The organism is Ruminococcus sp. B05, assembly GCF_003628495.1.
Classification (GTDB): Bacteria; Bacillota; Clostridia; order Lachnospirales; family Lachnospiraceae; genus Schaedlerella; species Schaedlerella hominis.
Map to the genome: position 1 here is coordinate 644,957 of NZ_RBZR01000001.1, position 17,282 is coordinate 662,238.

Below are 17,282 nucleotides of genomic sequence, written 5' to 3' on the forward strand. Positions count from 1 at the left end.
GTTGACAACCACTCATAGTTTTTAACTACCTATTACTCTTCGTCTCTGTATCCATTCGGATTGTGTGACTGCCATCTCCATGAATCTGCACACATCTCTTCAATACCACGCTCTGCTACCCAGCCAAGCTCTTCCTTTGCTTTTGTTGCATCACAATAACATGTTGCAATATCACCGGCTCTTCTAGGTTTAATCTCGTATGGAATTTTCTTTCCACAGGCTTTTTCATACGCTTTCACAACATCCAGAACACTGTATCCAACACCTGTTCCAAGATTATAGATATGAACTCCTGTCTGTCCTTTCATCTTTTCAATTGCTTTCACATGGCCAACCGCAAGATCAACTACATGAATATAATCACGTACGCCTGTTCCATCCGGTGTATCATAATCATCACCAAATACACCAAGACATTTCAACTTACCTACTGCAACCTGTGCGATATATGGTACCAAATTGTTTGGAATACCCTTTGGATCCTCACCAATTCTTCCTGATTCATGTGCTCCGATTGGATTGAAATAACGAAGCAGCATCACATTCCACTCTGGATCTCCAACATATAAATCTGTTAAAATCTGCTCTAACATCCCTTTTGTTCTTCCATATGGATTTGTAATCTCTCCCTTTGGACAATTTTCTGTAATCGGAATCTCCGCAGGGTCTCCGTATACTGTTGCGGAAGAACTGAAAATAATATTCTTACATCCATGTTTTCTCATCACATCTGTCAAAATCAGTGTACCTGTAATATTGTTGTGGTAATACTCCCAAGGTTTCTGAACAGACTCACCAACAGCTTTTAATCCGGCGAAATTAATCACCGCTTCAATATTTTCATTTTCAAAGATAGGATCCAGATCTTCTCGATTAAGGACATCCCCCTCATAAAACTTCAAAGATTTTCCTGTAATCTCCTGCACTCTCTCTAATGCCACTTCACTTGAATTATACAAATTGTCAATAACAACAACTTCATATCCTCTATTCAGAAGTTCCACACAAGTATGGCTTCCAATATATCCTGCTCCACCTGCTACTAAAATTGCCATAATCTTTTCATCCTTTCTTTTTCAATGCTGTCAAACATAAAATCTTTAATTTGGATCCATGCTTATGCTTCCCACAAATGTTGTGGATAAACACCTGTATCCTTTAACTTCTGGACTGCTGAAACAACAGCTTCTTTGTCCTCTTTATATGTAATTCCATACCATCTGTCTTCTGAACGCAGGACTTTAACATCTGCTTTATCTTCCTCGATCAGATCACTTACTACAGATGGAAGGAAATACTCACATTTCATAGGATTTTCTTCCAATCCTTTTTTCAAAAACTCTGGGAAACGACATTCCAGTTCTTTTAACATACTTGCTGTAAATCCAAACATGTTCATAGACACAATACTATCTGCCGCAATATCTTCCCATGTCTGCCCGTCATCCTCTGTAAACTGTACGCCCATATCACGCTGCTCTATGTGTGTACGTTCTGTGATTCCTGTCAAAAATGCATCCTTATCCATCTCACAGATTCCTCTGGAAACATATCCATTCTCTGTCAATGTATTAGACAAAATGTAGCCTACCATTGCATAATGATACTTCTCATCATCTTCGTTTTCAGTCAAATAATTATAAATCTCCTGGAATGCATGTACGCCATAATAATCATCTGCATTAATTACTGCAAATGGTCCATCCACTACATCTTTACAACTTAAAATTGCATGTCCTGTACCAAATGGTTTTACGCGTCCCTCCGGAACTTCAAATCCTTCCGGCAGTGTATCCAGTTCCTGATATACATACTCGACATCCATATACTGGCTGATTCTGTCTCCAATTCCCGCTTTAAATTCCTTCTCAATTGCTTTCTTGATGATGAATACCACTTTCTCAAATCCGGCACGCTTCGCATCATAAATGGAAAAATCCATAATAATATGTCCTTCATTATCTACCGGATCAATCTGTTTTAATCCACCATATCTGCTGCCCATACCCGCTGCCATAATTACTAATACAGGTTTCTTCATTGTTATCTTCCTCCATCCTTCATCGTAATCAGTATACTTCGACTATATTTTCAAATCAATAAACGAAACGTGCATAATACGTTAAATTTATGTAATTTTGTTGCACGCCGTCTATATCTTTTGTAACACAAATGCTATTTTTTCTGCGCTTCAATCTTTTCAGCCAAATCATTCAAATACACCCAGCGATCCATTTTTTCTTCAAGCTGTGCTTCCGCCTCCGATTTTTCTCCCATCAATTCTGAAAGCTTTGCAGAATTCGTTGCATTTTCCATAATTGCTGCATCCAGATTCTCAATTTTCTCTTCCAGTTCAGCAATCTCGTCATCTATCATATCATATTCTCGTTGTTCTTTGAAACTAAACTTTAATTTCACCGGTTGATTCTGTTTCCATTCTTTCGCATTATTTTTCTTTTCTTTCGGTGTATTTATCACTTTTCCGGAACCATTTCCCTGATTACTTCCGGTTTCTCCCATTCTCTGTCTTGCTTCCAGATAATCCGTATATGCACCTTCATACTGTTTTAATTTTCCATTTCCTTCAAATGCAAAAATTCGCTCAACTACATTATCCAAAAAATATCGATCATGGGATACCGTAATAATAATTCCAGAAAATGAATCCAAATAATCTTCCAAAATAGTCAACGTAGGTATGTCTAAATCATTTGTCGGCTCATCGAGAATCAATACATTCGGAGATTCCATCAAAACCTTGCATAAATACAATCTTCGCTTCTCTCCACCAGACAATTTTTCAATCGGAGTATATTGCATTGCCCCATCAAATAAAAATCGCTCCAGCATCTGCGAAGCCGTAATCCGCCCTTCCTTTGTCGGTACATACTCGGCCACATCTTTGATGTAATCAATCACTCTTTGTTTGCCATCCATATCTGTGACTTCCTGTGCGAAATAACCGATTTTAATTGTATCTCCGATTTCAACTTCACCTGCATCCGGTTGGATTACTCCTGTGATAATCTTCATCAATGTAGACTTTCCACACCCATTCGGTCCGATAATCCCTAAACGCTGATTCTTTAACACGATATAATCAAAATCGTCGATTACCCTCTTTTCTCCATAACTCTTACTTACATGGTGCAGCTCTATCGTCTTTTTCCCCATTCGCGTTCCAATTGAATCAAGCTCTACATTCTGATCTGTAACAGGTGCTTTCCCTGCCTTTAAAGCTTCCAATCTTTCCAATCTTGCTCTCTGCTTTGTTGAACGTGCACGGCATCCTCTTTTCGCCCACTCCAATTCCATACGAAGTACACTCTGTCGCTTTCGCTCCGTTGCCAGTTCCATCTCCTCTCGTTGCGCCTTCATCTCCAAAAACTTTGAATAATTCGCCACATAAGAATAAAGCTTGCCATGACTAATCTCCAAAATCTTGTTCGTTACACGATCAAGGAAATATCGATCATGTGTAACCATAATTACAACACCACGGAATCGATTCAAATAATCCTCCAGCCATATAGCCATCTCATTATCAATATGGTTCGTAGGCTCATCCAAAATCAGTACATCCGCCGGATTTACTAACGTTCTCGCAAGTGCAACACGTTTTTTCTGTCCTCCCGACAAATGCTCGATCAAAGCATCATGCTCTGTAATCCCCAAATTATTCAACACTGTCTTAGCTTCACTTTCCGTTGCCCAATCCTGACTCAATTTTCCATCAGCGACATAAGACAGTACAGTTGCTCCATCTGGAAATTCCGGGTTCTGCGGAAGATATGTTACACGCAATCCATTCTGGCGGATTACTTGTCCCTCATCAGGTTCTTCCAATCCGGCAATAATTTTTAATAATGTCGTCTTTCCGGTTCCATTGATTCCAATAATTCCAATCTTATCGCCTTCATGAATTCCATAAGAAACATCATCAAAAATCTTTTTCTCTCCATATAATTTACTAACATGTTCAATATTTAAAACATTCATCTAAAATCCTCTTGCTTAAGTTTCTTTTACGTCAACAGTTATGAAAAGTTATGTATTCTTTTCCATTCTATTCTGCTAACGCTCACTTATCATATCATGTTCTGTAATATATTGCAAAAGGGCTTCGCATCCTTCTTTTATATCATCGTAAGTAATGTCAAAATTACCTGTATACCATGGATCCGCAATACTTCTCGGAGAATCTGTAAAATCCAAAAGCAATTGAACCTTGTTCTCTGGATCTGCTCCTAAAATCCGCATCATATTTCTTCTATTCTCACGATCCATTCCGATGATATAATCAAATTCATCATATTCTGATTTTTTCATTTGACGTGCCCTGTGATCTCCACAAGGGATTCCCATTTTTTGTAATTTTCGGCGTGTTCCATGATGGATCTGATTGCCGATTTCCTCCCGACTGGTAGCTGCGGAATCAATGTAAAACGAATCCTCCAGACCGGATTTTTTAACTAAATCTTTCATAACATATTCTGCCATGGTAGAACGGCAGATATTGCCGTGGCAGATGAATAGTATTTTTATCATTGTTCTTATAACTCCTTAAATCTTCTTAAAGCCTTATAAATAGGGCGTTTCCAGGACTTTTCTATTTTTCTCATTCTCTTATTTCTTCTTAAAATTTATCATATTTTCTCGGTCGATTGGCACTAAATTTGGCACAAAATAAAAAGTTTGTGCCAATCCTGACATACTGCCGTTTTTCGATGGCATAGAATTTTGAAAAATTCCACAGTTTGCAAGGATTATACCCTACAGATTAGCTACTTTTCTGCCGTTCCTTCTGGTGCTAGATTTCAGCTCTTTTTCTATGTTTGGCATCTTATTTAGCTCCTCTTTCGCATGGTCAAATCCGATGTGCGTGTACACATTTAGCGTTATTTGAATGTCGGAATGCCCCATCAAATATTGAAGAGTCTTCGCAGATATGCCAGTTTTCGCCATATTCGTACAATATGTATGTCTACAAACATGGGGCGTGACCTTTGGCATCTGCACTTTATAGATACGATTATACTTCTGACAAATGTGCTGAAAATACTTTTCCCAATGCAACGAAATCATCGGCATATTATTCTTATCCAGGTACAAAAATCCAATATGACCGTCTATCATTGGCTCTGTCTGTGGTGCAACTCGCTTTTCAAGAATTGTACGAAAACATTCTTCTACGTCTTTCCTGATTGGCAGCAGTCGAGTTCCGGCATTTGTCTTGGTCGGAACAACAATATACTCTCCTTCTCTCGTCCTCTGCAACTGATGATTGATACTTAATGTATGTTCCTTAAAATCTATATCGGAACGTGTCAGACCGCAAAATTCACTAATTCGCAAACCAGTTTTAAATAGAATATATATTCCTTCATAATATCGACAGAAATGTGGATCATCTTTTACAAATTTCAAGAAATCTCTTTCCTGTTTGGGCGATAACGCTTCTCTCTGTACACTATCGTTAATCAGTACCTTTGCAAGCTCAAAATTAAATGGATTGTACGGAATCATTCCATCTTCTAAAGCCATCTGAAACGCCGGGCGTAATACTCCACGGACTGAATGAATAGAACTGTAACTTCTTCCTGCTTTCTGCAAGCCGATTAAAAAGAGTTTCGCATCAGAAAACTTCACTTTGTCAATTCTAAGATTTCCAAAATTTTCCTTTTCAAGCATATTCTGTACAGTCTTGTAACCAGCTTTCGTATTATGTGTCACACCTGTTTTAGTTGAAATATATCTGTCAACTAATTCTCTTACATTCGTTCCATCATTATAAATTCCTTTTGCAATCAAAACTTGAATCTCTCTTTCTTGCTCTCTCAATGACTTTTTGAACTTCTTGCCCGGCGGTGTTACATCGGAATCCGTTAATCTCCAACTCGAAATTTTATGCCTTTTCTGGTAACAATCGGTATATCTATATGTGTAACTCCCATCTTTTTCCTGTCTCTCTCCATCATGAAGAATTCTTCCTTTATTATCACGTCTCTTTTCGCTCATTTTTTATCTCCTTTCCCCTAAGAGCCGTGATATAGTGATGATAGTGTTAGTATATCACGGCTTTTTTCTTCAGTCCATACGCTAAATCGTGTCTGTTTCATCAATAAACCTTTCAAATAAATTCCTTTTGATTTGGACTCTGTTACCGTTCCAAAGGAGATATTTTGCATTTTTATTTCTTAGGATTAAATTTCTTAGCTTGTTTTCTCCGATTCTGAAATATGCTGCTGCCTCTTCAACTGATAATGTATATTTTTCCCAGATTGGTATTTCCATTCTTGCTTCCATTTTTGTACCTTTTCCTTTCAGGCTGTCTTTTCGCAATAAAAAAGCAACCTATTAAATCCGAAACTCTCAACTCAAAAAAGTTGTGTGAACTTCGTTTTTTTTAATAGATTGCTGAAATTGCTTTTCCACTCAATTCAAAGGTTCAAAGCAACATATATCTTCTTATTTGCTGTTATATTATCACGTTTTCTGAAAAAGTCAACAATGTCACACTCAACAAATAAAAATGAAATTTTATGTTGTTTTTTGTGCATATTTCAAGTAATATTCAAAAAGGCGCACACATTGGCACGCCTTTCCCTCTCTTGTTTCGCTTTGTTATTTAGTTGATTCAAGTCTTATTGTGAATGTCGCTGTACCTGTGTAATGACCTGCGGAAAGCCCATCAAACATGTTGTACATCACATTACTTGACTCAACTTGTCCAGACATAAATGTAGCAACTGCATTACTATCATTACTATATAAATGAGCCGTACCTACTGCCCCCATCTCATTTGTCATTTGAACAGCTTCTTCCGGCGCATAAATACACACTTTTTCTGACTCTGTGATGTTCATCATACTAGCTGTGAATCTATACCCGTCCAAATTATTCAAATTGATGCTTTCCGGGATATTCACACAAAACGTACTCGGATTATCATATTCAACCTGTACATCTGCCGTTGCTCCATCCTGCGTTAATTCTGCTGCCGATACCGATATTGCAGAACCAGCCAACAGCGAAAAAGCCATCATCATTCCTATTAATCTCTTTTTCATTCGTCTACCACCTTTAACTGAAATTCTACTTTTGCATTATTTAAAGCTGTACCATTATCTTTAAAACACTCAATCAGTAAATACCCATTATAATCACCGGATTTCAATACATTATCAAGTGCTATACTATAATACCCTTTCCCCGGATCAATATATCCAGATTGCCAATATGGGTTTTCTTCTATATATAGTGTCATACGAAAAAGGCATGTATTCTCTTTAGGATTGTAAAAATTAACTTTCTGCTCCTTCTGATTTGCTATAAAAACAAGAGAGGATATGCCAGGAATTTTGATAGTTTTTTCATCCGACTTTTCCCCGGACGGTAATTTTTGATCGCCATTCCATTCCTCGGCACTATTATCTTTGGGTAACAGTATTTTATTTCCTGTCCCTTTAAAAAAGAATACTATGATAAAGCTACACAGCAAAAGTAACAATAAACAACATATGATAAGAAAACATTTTTTTCGTTTCATCATGCACCTCCGGCTTTATATCCTATCAGTCGGATATACCTTTGTCATTGCAACTCAGGTATGTTTTGCTTCTTCCAGCGAAAAACTGTGCTATTTTCCATCAGGTAATAGTCACACTGCCCTTTTATAACCGTATTGATTGCATCCTTTGAATATTGCTTATATGGAATAATACAATCCGGGATCTCTGTGTGTATCACATTACACGTTTCACATCGCATCCGGCGAAGACTAAGTATATACCGTTCGCCCAATATATTTTTAACTGCTCGCTTCCTGCTGCCGATTATCTTCATTGTCTGACTACAATCGGGGCATATATTCTTTTCTTCCGTCTTTACAATAAAATAATTTTTTTTAATATCATCTCATAATCGTGCCTAATTATCATATTCCCCCCCCCACACACAAAAAAAGAGCCTGAATAAAACAGACTCTAAATTACTTATTCTTTTTTCTCAATGTATCAATCATATTTTGAATCATCGCAATTTCTTCTTCTGATAAACCAGATACATCCAACGCATTCCCTGACGGCTTTTCTCTACCAAATAAGAAATCTATTGATACATTAAACTCATCTGCATACTTCAAAAAGATATCCGGCGAAGGTGCTCTTGTCGTTTTTTCATAGTAATTTACGTTTGATTTGGAGACGCAAAAAATATCCGCTAACTGTTGCTGCGTATAACCCTTTTGTTTCCTCAATGCTTTTATTCGTTCTTGAAATCCACATTCATTAAAGGTCATTTTGTCATCTCCTTCCAAGTAAAGTCCAACACCTTTTATTTTGTTCAAAATCTTTGAACCAACACGTTGACTTAAGTGTAACATGGCAGTAGAATGAAAATAGTATCATCATGAGCACTATTATTCTAATATACGCAACTAATAGGAGGGGGAATTATCATGGCACTTATTAAATGCCCAGAATGTAGAAAAGAAATATCCGACAAATCAAAACAATGTATACACTGCGGTTTTCCATTGGAGACAATAGACATAAACAAAAAATGTATCATTTCCGAAAAAGAATACGATTTATCATCAACAATAGAATTTGTAGATAATGGCAAATATAAAGATGCATTCCTAAAACTGAAAGGCGCAACCGGGTTAAGCATAAAAAATTGCCTCAATATCATAGACTTAATAAAAAATAATCCAGGTACAGTACCAGAAATATATCAAATAAATTCTTACACAGAAGAAGAAATCAACGCATATAAATTATTGTTATCAATGAAAAATAATATACAACCAAAATCAAAAGACCAAATTGTGTGCCCGAAATGCAAATCAACTGCAATCACAACCATAAATAGAGGATATTCCTTGCTTACTGGATTTTTAGGTTCTGGCCGTCCACGCAATGTATGTCAAAATTGTGGTTACAAATGGAATCCCGCAAAGTAAAATATATAACACGGAGGTTGAATTATGGCACTTATAAAATGTCCTGAATGCAGCAAGGAAATATCTGATAAATCGAAACAATGTACACATTGCGGTTTCCCATTACCAACAGTCGAAGACGTACCAGACGGGTTCTGTCTGATTGACGGTGTACCCCGTGATCTTCGTGAAGCGTTAAATAAGATTGACGATTTCCCAACAATGACTCCTGATGAACAGAAAAAATTAAAAGGTTGGATTTTTGGTCAATGCCAAACTATCTCTATATATGGAGCAGAAGAAATTCTAAATATTATGTTAGAAACTCATGCTGTGCCAAAAGAATTTGACGGATCATATAAAAGGGTTGGAAATGGACGCATAGATTCTATACAGCCGCCAATAAACAAAAATGTCATTAAATGCCCGAAATGTGGCTCTACGTGCGTGACCACGATAACCCGTGGATATTCCGTCTTGCTAGGATTTATCGGAAGTGGTAAAGTTGTAAACATCTGCGGAAGTTGCGGTCATAAATGGAAACCCAAAGGATAAATGCTCGATGATTCTATTACAGTCTTACAGACTGAGATAGCCCTCGAACCAGAATAAATTCACATCGAATTACTATAAAAATGTAAATACACCCCTGTCTCAATTTCAAAATAATTTTCGCACAATAAAAGCCCTGGCAAGTTGCCTGGGCTTAAACTTTATTCCATCATCCCATTAGAGATCAATTCCTCTCTAATTTCTTTTTTATACTTTAACAAGGTTGGTTCGGTAATTCCAGCGAGTTTCATAACATCTGAATTTCCCAATGTACCGCCGAAAGATTTAGAATGTTTTTTTATAACTTCTTTGGCTTCAATAGATTTTTTTGTTACTTTTTTCTTTCCTTTAGTAGCCGAACCACCAATCACTTTCCCGTTCCTTCGTGCTGTCTCAATGCCTTCCTTAGTTCTTTCATGTAAATCATCAACTTCTTTTTGTGCCTGTTCAAATGCTTTATAAATATCTGCACTAGCTTTCGCTTTCATGAATTTAGTTATTGCTTTTGATATATCATTAACCAATTCGCCCTCTGCTGTTCCGTCTGATTCAATTTGTATTCCAGCACTTTCTAATGCTTTTTTATATGATTCAGTATCTATGTGTCGCTCTTTGATAAAGACTAGACTGATACCTCTATCATACAAATCAAAGTATAGTGCTGTCCCATCGGCTGCATTACGTGCCATACGACTTACCGAATCAAATACTATTGTATCTCCTTTTCTTACAGTCTTTAATATTTTTTGAAGTTCTGCTCTCCCCTGATACTTTGTTCCAGTGTAAATTTCTTTACGAATATCTGCCTCTGGATAAATCGCCAAAATATTTCTTATCTGTCTTTCTATTGATTGTTTTGCCGTACTGATACGACAGTACCCATAGACTTTACACATTCTTTTTCTCCTTTACCACAAATAAATACGTTCGTTGTTTTTTATGGTAAAAGTATATCTCAAGAAATTTAAAAAATCAAGGATTCCAAAAATTCTTTTTATGTTTTTTGCTGTACGTTATTTTTTGTTGTATTTTATTCATTACATTATCATTTCTTATTCAGAAACATCTGATAACCTTGGAATTTTCTTCCGAATTTCTTTTACAGACTCTTTTAATTTTTGAACAGATTCTTTTGCAACTCCATATTCAAGTTCTCGATTTGGTATTTCTTTCCCTTCTATTCTTTTTAATACCTTTATCTTTTCCAAAATTTTTTCTTTAATCGGTAACAATTCAATTTTATCGGTAACAACCACTATATTCAGCATTTCATATAAATACAACATTCTCTGTGCTGATAATGGATGATTTCTCTTTGCTTCTTTTTCTGGATCATAATAATTTTCTAATATCTTGTCATTATACCATTCCTGCCATCTTTCTCGTTGCATATTCTCAAACTGGAAATAAATTGCCAAAAACATCTTTTCCATTTCCAATATATATTCTTGTTCCGACTGCGTATTCATAATATATTTAACCAAATACTCCATAGCAAACATATCTGCTTCACATTCTTGTGCTTTCTTATCGGTTGGATCATCAAGACAAGCATCTACATGTCCACAAAAAATATGTGCATATTCATGGAAGACAATGAAATAAAATCCATATTCTATAATATCGTTAATCCACTCTGTTCGTTGGGTTTCATTCGAAATGAAACTCCAATTTAGCTTCTCCAAATATTTTTTCTGTTCTTCTATAACTCCACTGTTCACAAAAATATAATACTCATCATCCAATTTTGTTACAAAAGCATCTATTGTTTTATTTTTTACAAAATATATATTACATCCCGGAATCAATATTTCTTTTTCATCACGTATAGCAACACGTTCTCTGGTAATTTTAAGCTGTACATTATTAAGTAATTCACATCCCTCTTCTGTAATATATAATTTTACATTTAATTCATCTTCTAATTGTTTCAAGTCTTTTTCCATTTAATATTCCTCCCGTATAGATAGTATACTTATTAACATTCAAAATCAAAACAATTTTTAGTTCGAGAGTTCTCGAACTATCATCTTTTCTAATATAATTTTTTGAAATCAGCTTATATAGCCAGTTTCAGCTCCAGCGTTTTTTCATATTTGCTTCAATAATGTTCGAACATATATTTCTTCATATAACTTGATATTTCCTAGGTTTTTTACATTCTTTTTACTTCTCGAAAATAATCATATGGGATATTTGGCAATTTATATTCTTTTCCAGCATCATCACACAAAACTCCACACTTCCAAAACTGACGAAGTGCCTCTACAAAATCAGCTGGATTCTCATAATTTGATATGACTTTAAAATAATTTCCATCGGCAACATATCCTGCTTCCATCCGTATTCCGTATTTAGTAGCAAGTACTTTGCAATGAAACGGATCTTGATTCAATTTTTTAGTTAAATTTCCTTTTCTTATATTATCACATGCTTTCATCCAGACCAAATTATTTTTACAACTATTAGTTTTATCAGAATCTAAATGATCCACATTTATTTCTGCTTTATGTGATAAATTTTTCATCACTCTGTTCCACGATTCCATATCCATGTTATCATTACACCGATCAAAATATTCACGAACAAATCTGTGAATTGAAATAAACTGATTTTTTCTTTCCGACAGGAATGTTCCTAACGTTTTGCATCCTTCACTATAGCTCCAACGATATTGCCTTATTAACTCATTAAGGTCTTTATCTAAATCAGTTTTCACAACATATCCAGTTTTATTATGTCGAATAAAAAAATTTTTTCCATCCGAGTAAAATGTGTTTACATTATTGTCTATTCCTGTAAATTCAAGATTAGATCTTTTTAAGTTCCAATCTTCCTTATCATTAACTAATAGGACAGTATTATTTTTCACTGTATTAAGATTCTGTTCAAAATCCCCATCCATATTGAACGCAACAACCAACTGCCTAAGAGAACAGTAGTACTTTCCCCTTCCATTCTCATAAATATTGAGATAGAATGCACCATTTCCTTCGTTAAAATAAAACGACCGTTCGCCCTGTAATAATTCTATAATTTTCATAAGCAGTTTTTCATCTTTATCCAATATAGCAAACTTCCCCTTCCGATCCACTAATTTATATGCATTGTCCAGCTCGTAAAATGTATTTACACCTGACCTATATACTATTTTTTCCATCCTTCTATACCGTTTCCTTTCCGTACTTTAACTATCAAAACTACGAATTCAATCAATAAATTTCAATATACGTTCATTCTTTAATATCTGCAAATGCCATTTTTCGTATAATTATATATGTAATATATTATTATATTTGTCTATTCATTTTTGTTACTATAACACATTCAAATTGACTACTTTATGTATCCATATCAGCATTTTTCAATGCATATGCGGATTTTCATAGAAATCATATTGATTCCTTTTTTCTGTATTTCGACTCAAATACAACTTATCTACAAGTTCTTTAAATGCTCGATGATATGTTGATTCACTCATTTTTGTCACATTACAAACATCTACTGGCGATAGCCAAAACGAATATTTATTTTGATTTTGTGCCAAATAACACCACATTTTGTATGCATTTCCATTTAAGTCTTTCATTGCATGATTCATAGATTGAATACCAATTTTTGTATACAGCTCCCCATTGTCGCAACTTCCTTTGTGAATACTAATTTTTCTTTGATTCGGATAACAATATTCAGTTTTACTCATGTCTTTTCCTTCCTTTTCTCCTTTTTTTGCAATAAAAAAAACTAACTGAAGCACATACACAGACTCCCACCTAGGGATACCTCCGTATATGTATTTTCAATTAGTTAGTTGCTGTAAGTGCCTTCTGACAAGGCACTGAAAATACAATTGTTGTGTTTGTTTTTAATTATGTTTATCTTATCAGTTTTTCCGAATTTGTCAATATGTTCAATCAGTATATTTGCATGTTAGTATCACATTTTAATCTCAACACTATATCACAGCAATTGGCACGAACTTGGCACAACATAAGCTAAAAATCCTTGAAAACGCTTGAAAAATAAGGTTTTTTGAGATTATATGCAGATGTTGCCGTGGCAGATGAATAAAACTCTAATCATAATATTTTCTCCTCTCAAAATGCTAAGAAATGCCCTGTTTTGGGGCGTTTTTCCGACTTGTTTCTTCTATTATAAAAGTTACATTTTAAGTGCCGATTTTGCAAAATACGGCAAAACGGTGCAATTCACACCCCTCATTCGTAGTAAAATCGTAGTCAAAATTTTCAGGATTACTACTCTGGATTTTGCACCCCCTTTGGAGTATTTCTAAACTGAGGGGGTGCATCGTTAAAAGGTATATTTTTCCTATTTCACGGACGTTAAAATTCCATCAAGGAATTTGATTTCATTACATCGCATCTGCTCTGTGAAAACACTATATACATCTATCCCGGTCGGAATCTGAAATCCGTGCTTGATGAGACAAATATCCTCTCGTACCTCTACATTCTTCTCATAAGTCGAACCACGATTGAGCCACATAACAGCATCTTCTTCCTCTCCAATTTCAGGATAAAAATAAAATCCCTTCTTGGCATCAAATCGGAACATATATGCCAATACCTGCAGATAGTCCTTGTTTCCAATATTATCAATCGGTTTGTACTTCGCATCTGCAATCACTCGTGCCCCTGAGTCTCTGCTGATGAAGTCTGGGTAGATAAATCCGCGATTATGGTCAAACAAACGCTGAGAACCTTTTATAGCTTTGTTCATCGGATGATAGAAAATCTCGTCCACAATCGAATTCATATACTCTTCCCAGAGCCATGCGCCATCAAAGAGCAATCCATATACCTTCTTGCTTCCCATTCCAATCTGATGTTTCTGATGCTGTAAGATAAGTAGACATAAGCTCTGCAGTTCACAATATTCTCGGTAATATGCGTGTCTAATGGTATTGGTCTTATTTGCATCGATAATCTTCTGTCGGTTACACATCTCGTAGTTAGGAGTGGCCGCTACAACATCCTTGACCTCATCCTTAGCCTGTACAAGCAGTTTATGTCCGTATGGCTTATGTTTGATAAACTCCACCGTATGACGGATTAATTCCATCAAATCATTATCAAAGGAATACTCCCTCTGCGAATATGCTACATTACCAACAAATGGTGTATTCTTAACAATGTGTCTCGCTATATCTATCGTTCCCTTAACATTGCTGTCATTGTATGTTTTTCTCACATAAGTCTTAAAGACGCCCTTACGCATGGCACTCTTCAAGTAATGTGGGAAGATAAAAACAAGCAGATTGAAAACCCGATCATCATTGTTCGCATCTGTTTCCAAATCAACAATATTCGGGACATCAAATACTCTCTCAAGCAAATATTGAAACAGGAAGTCCTGCCCGTTACCACTAAATCTTGATTCAATTATGAGCTTCTCATCTCCAAGTCCCATGAAGCCCATGACATTGCTCGACAAATAATAATTGTTTACACTCTGTAAAATCATCTGGTCTTTTGTGATATCATCTGCATCTCTAAGAATTTCCGGGAATACAAATATCCCTTCATTCTCCAACTGCTCCAAAGTTTTATCTGCAATTTTGCTTGTCAGAAGTGATATGCCAGACAATGACGCCTTAGGTATTCTCGAATTATCTTTTATTTTAATTCGACTCATCTACATCAACTCCATCCGACTTCCCTTGGTTATATGCTTTCTTAAATCGCTCCATAATGCCTTCTTCATCATACATACCATTTATGTATTCCTGTAACAACGGATGTAGGTAATCTGACCATAACTGGTCAAAGTCAATATTCTTCAGCTTCAAAAAATAGGATGCACCAATCTGATAGTTTTCATTCAGACCTTCTGTTGCTGCAATTTCTACATTCAAAGCTGACATTCTGGCAATTGCCTCAGCCTCTTTCTCTTCGTTGTTCAAGTTAGCAAGCATCTCAAGGCGCTCATCTGCACGAAGCTCCACAAAACGGAATCTTCGTCTCATAGCGAAATCAAAGCTGTCTACAGATCTGTCAATATCATTCATCGTACCAATGATATAAACATTGTCTGGGATATAGAATTTTTCATTACTATCAGCATGAAGGTTTGCATACTGGGTGGAAACCTCTCCTGCCACACCTCTGTATCCTGGATCAACAGCAAAGAACAACTCTCCGAAAATCTTAGATATCTCACCACGATTTATCTCATCAATGATGAATACATATTTCTTCAACTCTTCCTGTCTTATAATCTTTGCAGCCTTTTTCTTTTTCTGAATCTCGTTAAAAATAACAAGATTGTAGGAATATCTCTGCTGTGTAAAATTGATATCGAAAAATTCCGTAATATCTTTTAATTTGTTAAATTCTCTTCCAGACTCTAACATCTGTCTAATTTCAGAAATATTCAATCGGATACTGTTGATGGATGCATTTTGTGGTATTGAAAGATAAATATGCTCATCATCGACATCTGTGATTGTAAATTCTGTACCCGTTTTGGTCTTGAATGTGTTATTTCCTGTGTCCACATCATCAAAGAACTCTTTCATTGCTTCTTGAACAGATAATTCATTTGCAATGACCTCTGTGGACTTTTTAGAATTCTCATAGTTTCTTCTAGCCTTATCCACGAATTTCTTAAACACGCCATCCTGCAATTCAAAACCCATAGAACCATCTTCATTCGTCTTTGGACGGAGTCCTTCTACGAAATCCGAATAGTCATAACTTGGATGAAATTGGACAAACTCTACCTGTTGCTTTTGCTCATCTGTGAGCATCGTATAATCATCAAAATAGCCATTGCTAATAATGTCAGTAGCAATTTCTTTTGCAAGATAAGTCTTTCCAGTTCCTGGAGCACCTCGGAATATAATGTTCTTAGATTCCACAAGCATAGTAGAATATGGATTCAGATAGCCATTAAATTCTGCTGATTTTACTTTCTCTACAACTGCTGCCTCTTCCTCTGCATTTTCCTTATCGTACTTCTCACGATAAACCAATTTGAAGGAATCTCCCGGATTACCGAAACGTGTCAAACACTCCTGAACAAATCTAAGAGTTGTAAAGATATTCCATGAATAAATTATAAACTGTCTGCCATCATCATAATCATACGACATTGTATTGAACGGATTTATATTGTGTGCTTTTGCTTCGTCCTTGCTGTAATAAATTCCACGAATCATTTCCTTATCTGGAGCGTATTGACAAATTGGAAACTGTTCTTTTTCTTCTACTGGCAAGGCTGCAATCTGTTTTTCATAAATTTGAAACGCAATACGTGGTAAAGTTTGATTTGTATTCCGTCTCTCACCTTTCCCATAATTTCTTTTGATAACAGTTCCATCGGCAGCAACAAATGATGCATCCAAAGGCTTGAACACATCTCCTGCACTAATATTATCCATAGTGAATGAATCATCAGTAGAAGTAACAGAATCTGATGTTATAGTAATCTCGTATTTTGTCTGCTTAATCTGAATCTCATATCCTTTTGTAGTAAGATAGTTTTTTGCTTCGGCAGCATTATATCCGGATACATCTATCTCTACACCATTCTGCAAATGATTTGCTACTGCGATGACATACTTTGGTGGATAGGTATTACCGTTTTCCCATACAAGCTCATACTTGGTACTCGTATTATGCCAAGGAACTCCATTCTCATCAATATATTTAATAGCCTCTACTATAAATTGTCCGTCAACTTTTGGGACTGCCATAATAAGCACCTCCATTTAAACGAATATGTAAAGTTCATTATATCACTAAACAGATGTTTTGACACCCA

General features: G+C 35.8%; 17 protein-coding genes. 2 read left to right on the plus strand and 15 right to left on the minus strand.

The features are described from left to right. Positions 1–32: 32 nt before the first annotated feature. From galE to D8Q48_RS02850, 9 genes are all read right to left on the minus strand, one after another. Positions 33–1,055: a UDP-glucose 4-epimerase GalE gene (gene galE, locus D8Q48_RS02810; RefSeq protein ID WP_022076101.1), complete on the minus strand. Its 1,023-nt coding sequence runs from the start codon at positions 1,053–1,055 to the stop codon at positions 33–35. 62 nt (positions 1,056–1,117) lie between these two features. Continuing rightward, positions 1,118–2,041: a sugar phosphate nucleotidyltransferase gene (locus D8Q48_RS02815; RefSeq protein ID WP_117989848.1), complete on the minus strand. Its 924-nt coding sequence runs from the start codon at positions 2,039–2,041 to the stop codon at positions 1,118–1,120. Between the two features lie 134 nt (positions 2,042–2,175). Next, positions 2,176–3,999, minus strand: coding sequence for an ABC-F family ATP-binding cassette domain-containing protein (locus tag D8Q48_RS02820; RefSeq protein WP_121055300.1), 1,824 nt, complete (start codon positions 3,997–3,999; stop codon positions 2,176–2,178). Between the two features lie 75 nt (positions 4,000–4,074). Further along, on the minus strand, positions 4,075–4,548 hold the full coding sequence (locus D8Q48_RS02825) for a low molecular weight protein-tyrosine-phosphatase (protein ID WP_121055301.1): 474 nt from the start codon (positions 4,546–4,548) through the stop codon (positions 4,075–4,077). A 225-nt stretch (positions 4,549–4,773) separates the two neighbouring features. After that, a complete protein-coding gene (locus D8Q48_RS02830) occupies positions 4,774–6,018 on the minus strand; it encodes a site-specific integrase (RefSeq protein WP_121055303.1) in 1,245 nt (414 codons plus the stop codon). Between the two features lie 81 nt (positions 6,019–6,099). Continuing rightward, positions 6,100–6,306: an excisionase gene (locus D8Q48_RS02835; protein WP_121055378.1), complete on the minus strand. Its 207-nt coding sequence runs from the start codon at positions 6,304–6,306 to the stop codon at positions 6,100–6,102. Between the two features lie 318 nt (positions 6,307–6,624). Continuing rightward, positions 6,625–7,071 carry a hypothetical protein gene (locus tag D8Q48_RS02840; RefSeq protein WP_121055306.1) on the minus strand — a complete coding sequence of 149 codons (447 nt, stop codon included), beginning with the start codon at positions 7,069–7,071 and terminating at the stop codon, positions 6,625–6,627. After that, positions 7,068–7,550 (minus strand): tRNA (uracil-5-)-methyltransferase, encoded by a 483-nt coding sequence (locus tag D8Q48_RS02845; RefSeq protein WP_121055309.1) that lies wholly within the window; start codon positions 7,548–7,550, stop codon positions 7,068–7,070. The genes D8Q48_RS02840 and D8Q48_RS02845 overlap by 4 nt, the downstream gene beginning before the upstream one ends. Before the next feature lie 441 nt (positions 7,551–7,991). Continuing rightward, positions 7,992–8,300 (minus strand): helix-turn-helix transcriptional regulator, encoded by a 309-nt coding sequence (locus D8Q48_RS02850; RefSeq protein WP_172696942.1) that lies wholly within the window; start codon positions 8,298–8,300, stop codon positions 7,992–7,994. Positions 8,301–8,459: 159 nt separating this feature from the next. Between D8Q48_RS02850 and D8Q48_RS02855 the strand changes: the two genes are divergently transcribed. Further along, positions 8,460–8,966 (plus strand): zinc-ribbon domain-containing protein, encoded by a 507-nt coding sequence (locus tag D8Q48_RS02855; RefSeq protein ID WP_121055313.1) that lies wholly within the window; start codon positions 8,460–8,462, stop codon positions 8,964–8,966. Positions 8,967–8,990: 24 nt separating this feature from the next. Further along, the gene (locus D8Q48_RS02860) at positions 8,991–9,500 is read left to right on the plus strand and encodes a zinc-ribbon domain-containing protein (protein ID WP_121055315.1); all 510 of its coding nucleotides are present in this window, start codon (positions 8,991–8,993) and stop codon (positions 9,498–9,500) included. Between the two features lie 158 nt (positions 9,501–9,658). On the opposite strand, the gene D8Q48_RS02865 is transcribed toward D8Q48_RS02860, so the two are convergent. From D8Q48_RS02865 to D8Q48_RS02895, 6 genes are all read right to left on the minus strand, one after another. After that, positions 9,659–10,393 carry a recombinase family protein gene (locus D8Q48_RS02865; RefSeq protein ID WP_121055317.1) on the minus strand — a complete coding sequence of 245 codons (735 nt, stop codon included), beginning with the start codon at positions 10,391–10,393 and terminating at the stop codon, positions 9,659–9,661. Between the two features lie 156 nt (positions 10,394–10,549). Then, complete coding sequence (locus D8Q48_RS02870; protein ID WP_121055319.1) at positions 10,550–11,443, minus strand: hypothetical protein; 894 nt, start codon at positions 11,441–11,443, stop codon at positions 10,550–10,552. Between the two features lie 209 nt (positions 11,444–11,652). Beyond that, positions 11,653–12,657 (minus strand): hypothetical protein, encoded by a 1,005-nt coding sequence (locus D8Q48_RS02875; RefSeq protein WP_121055321.1) that lies wholly within the window; start codon positions 12,655–12,657, stop codon positions 11,653–11,655. A 204-nt stretch (positions 12,658–12,861) separates the two neighbouring features. Continuing rightward, positions 12,862–13,200: a hypothetical protein gene (locus tag D8Q48_RS02880; RefSeq protein ID WP_130647806.1), complete on the minus strand. Its 339-nt coding sequence runs from the start codon at positions 13,198–13,200 to the stop codon at positions 12,862–12,864. Positions 13,201–13,826: 626 nt separating this feature from the next. After that, positions 13,827–15,152: a hypothetical protein gene (locus D8Q48_RS02890; RefSeq protein WP_121055327.1), complete on the minus strand. Its 1,326-nt coding sequence runs from the start codon at positions 15,150–15,152 to the stop codon at positions 13,827–13,829. Then, positions 15,139–17,214 (minus strand): AAA family ATPase, encoded by a 2,076-nt coding sequence (locus D8Q48_RS02895; protein ID WP_121055329.1) that lies wholly within the window; start codon positions 17,212–17,214, stop codon positions 15,139–15,141. The genes D8Q48_RS02890 and D8Q48_RS02895 overlap by 14 nt, the downstream gene beginning before the upstream one ends. Positions 17,215–17,282 lie beyond the last annotated feature (68 nt).

What these genes read in the sequence shown, in the direction of transcription:
- galE (WP_022076101.1), bottom strand. Translation starts at nt 1,055, where the DNA reads ATGGCAATTTTAGTAGCAGGTGGAGCAGGATATATTGGAAGCCATACT.
- D8Q48_RS02815 (WP_117989848.1), bottom strand. Translation starts at nt 2,041, where the DNA reads ATGAAGAAACCTGTATTAGTAATTATGGCAGCGGGTATGGGCAGCAGA.
- D8Q48_RS02820 (WP_121055300.1), bottom strand. Translation starts at nt 3,999, where the DNA reads ATGAATGTTTTAAATATTGAACATGTTAGTAAATTATATGGAGAGAAA.
- D8Q48_RS02825 (WP_121055301.1), bottom strand. Translation starts at nt 4,548, where the DNA reads ATGATAAAAATACTATTCATCTGCCACGGCAATATCTGCCGTTCTACC.
- D8Q48_RS02830 (WP_121055303.1), bottom strand. Translation starts at nt 6,018, where the DNA reads ATGAGCGAAAAGAGACGTGATAATAAAGGAAGAATTCTTCATGATGGA.
- D8Q48_RS02835 (WP_121055378.1), bottom strand. Translation starts at nt 6,306, where the DNA reads ATGGAAGCAAGAATGGAAATACCAATCTGGGAAAAATATACATTATCA.
- D8Q48_RS02840 (WP_121055306.1), bottom strand. Translation starts at nt 7,071, where the DNA reads ATGAAAAAGAGATTAATAGGAATGATGATGGCTTTTTCGCTGTTGGCT.
- D8Q48_RS02845 (WP_121055309.1), bottom strand. Translation starts at nt 7,550, where the DNA reads ATGAAACGAAAAAAATGTTTTCTTATCATATGTTGTTTATTGTTACTT.
- D8Q48_RS02850 (WP_172696942.1), bottom strand. Translation starts at nt 8,300, where the DNA reads ATGACCTTTAATGAATGTGGATTTCAAGAACGAATAAAAGCATTGAGG.
- D8Q48_RS02855 (WP_121055313.1), top strand. Translation starts at nt 8,460, where the DNA reads ATGGCACTTATTAAATGCCCAGAATGTAGAAAAGAAATATCCGACAAA.
- D8Q48_RS02860 (WP_121055315.1), top strand. Translation starts at nt 8,991, where the DNA reads ATGGCACTTATAAAATGTCCTGAATGCAGCAAGGAAATATCTGATAAA.
- D8Q48_RS02865 (WP_121055317.1), bottom strand. Translation starts at nt 10,393, where the DNA reads ATGTGTAAAGTCTATGGGTACTGTCGTATCAGTACGGCAAAACAATCA.
- D8Q48_RS02870 (WP_121055319.1), bottom strand. Translation starts at nt 11,443, where the DNA reads ATGGAAAAAGACTTGAAACAATTAGAAGATGAATTAAATGTAAAATTA.
- D8Q48_RS02875 (WP_121055321.1), bottom strand. Translation starts at nt 12,657, where the DNA reads ATGGAAAAAATAGTATATAGGTCAGGTGTAAATACATTTTACGAGCTG.
- D8Q48_RS02880 (WP_130647806.1), bottom strand. Translation starts at nt 13,200, where the DNA reads ATGAGTAAAACTGAATATTGTTATCCGAATCAAAGAAAAATTAGTATT.
- D8Q48_RS02890 (WP_121055327.1), bottom strand. Translation starts at nt 15,152, where the DNA reads ATGAGTCGAATTAAAATAAAAGATAATTCGAGAATACCTAAGGCGTCA.
- D8Q48_RS02895 (WP_121055329.1), bottom strand. Translation starts at nt 17,214, where the DNA reads ATGGCAGTCCCAAAAGTTGACGGACAATTTATAGTAGAGGCTATTAAA.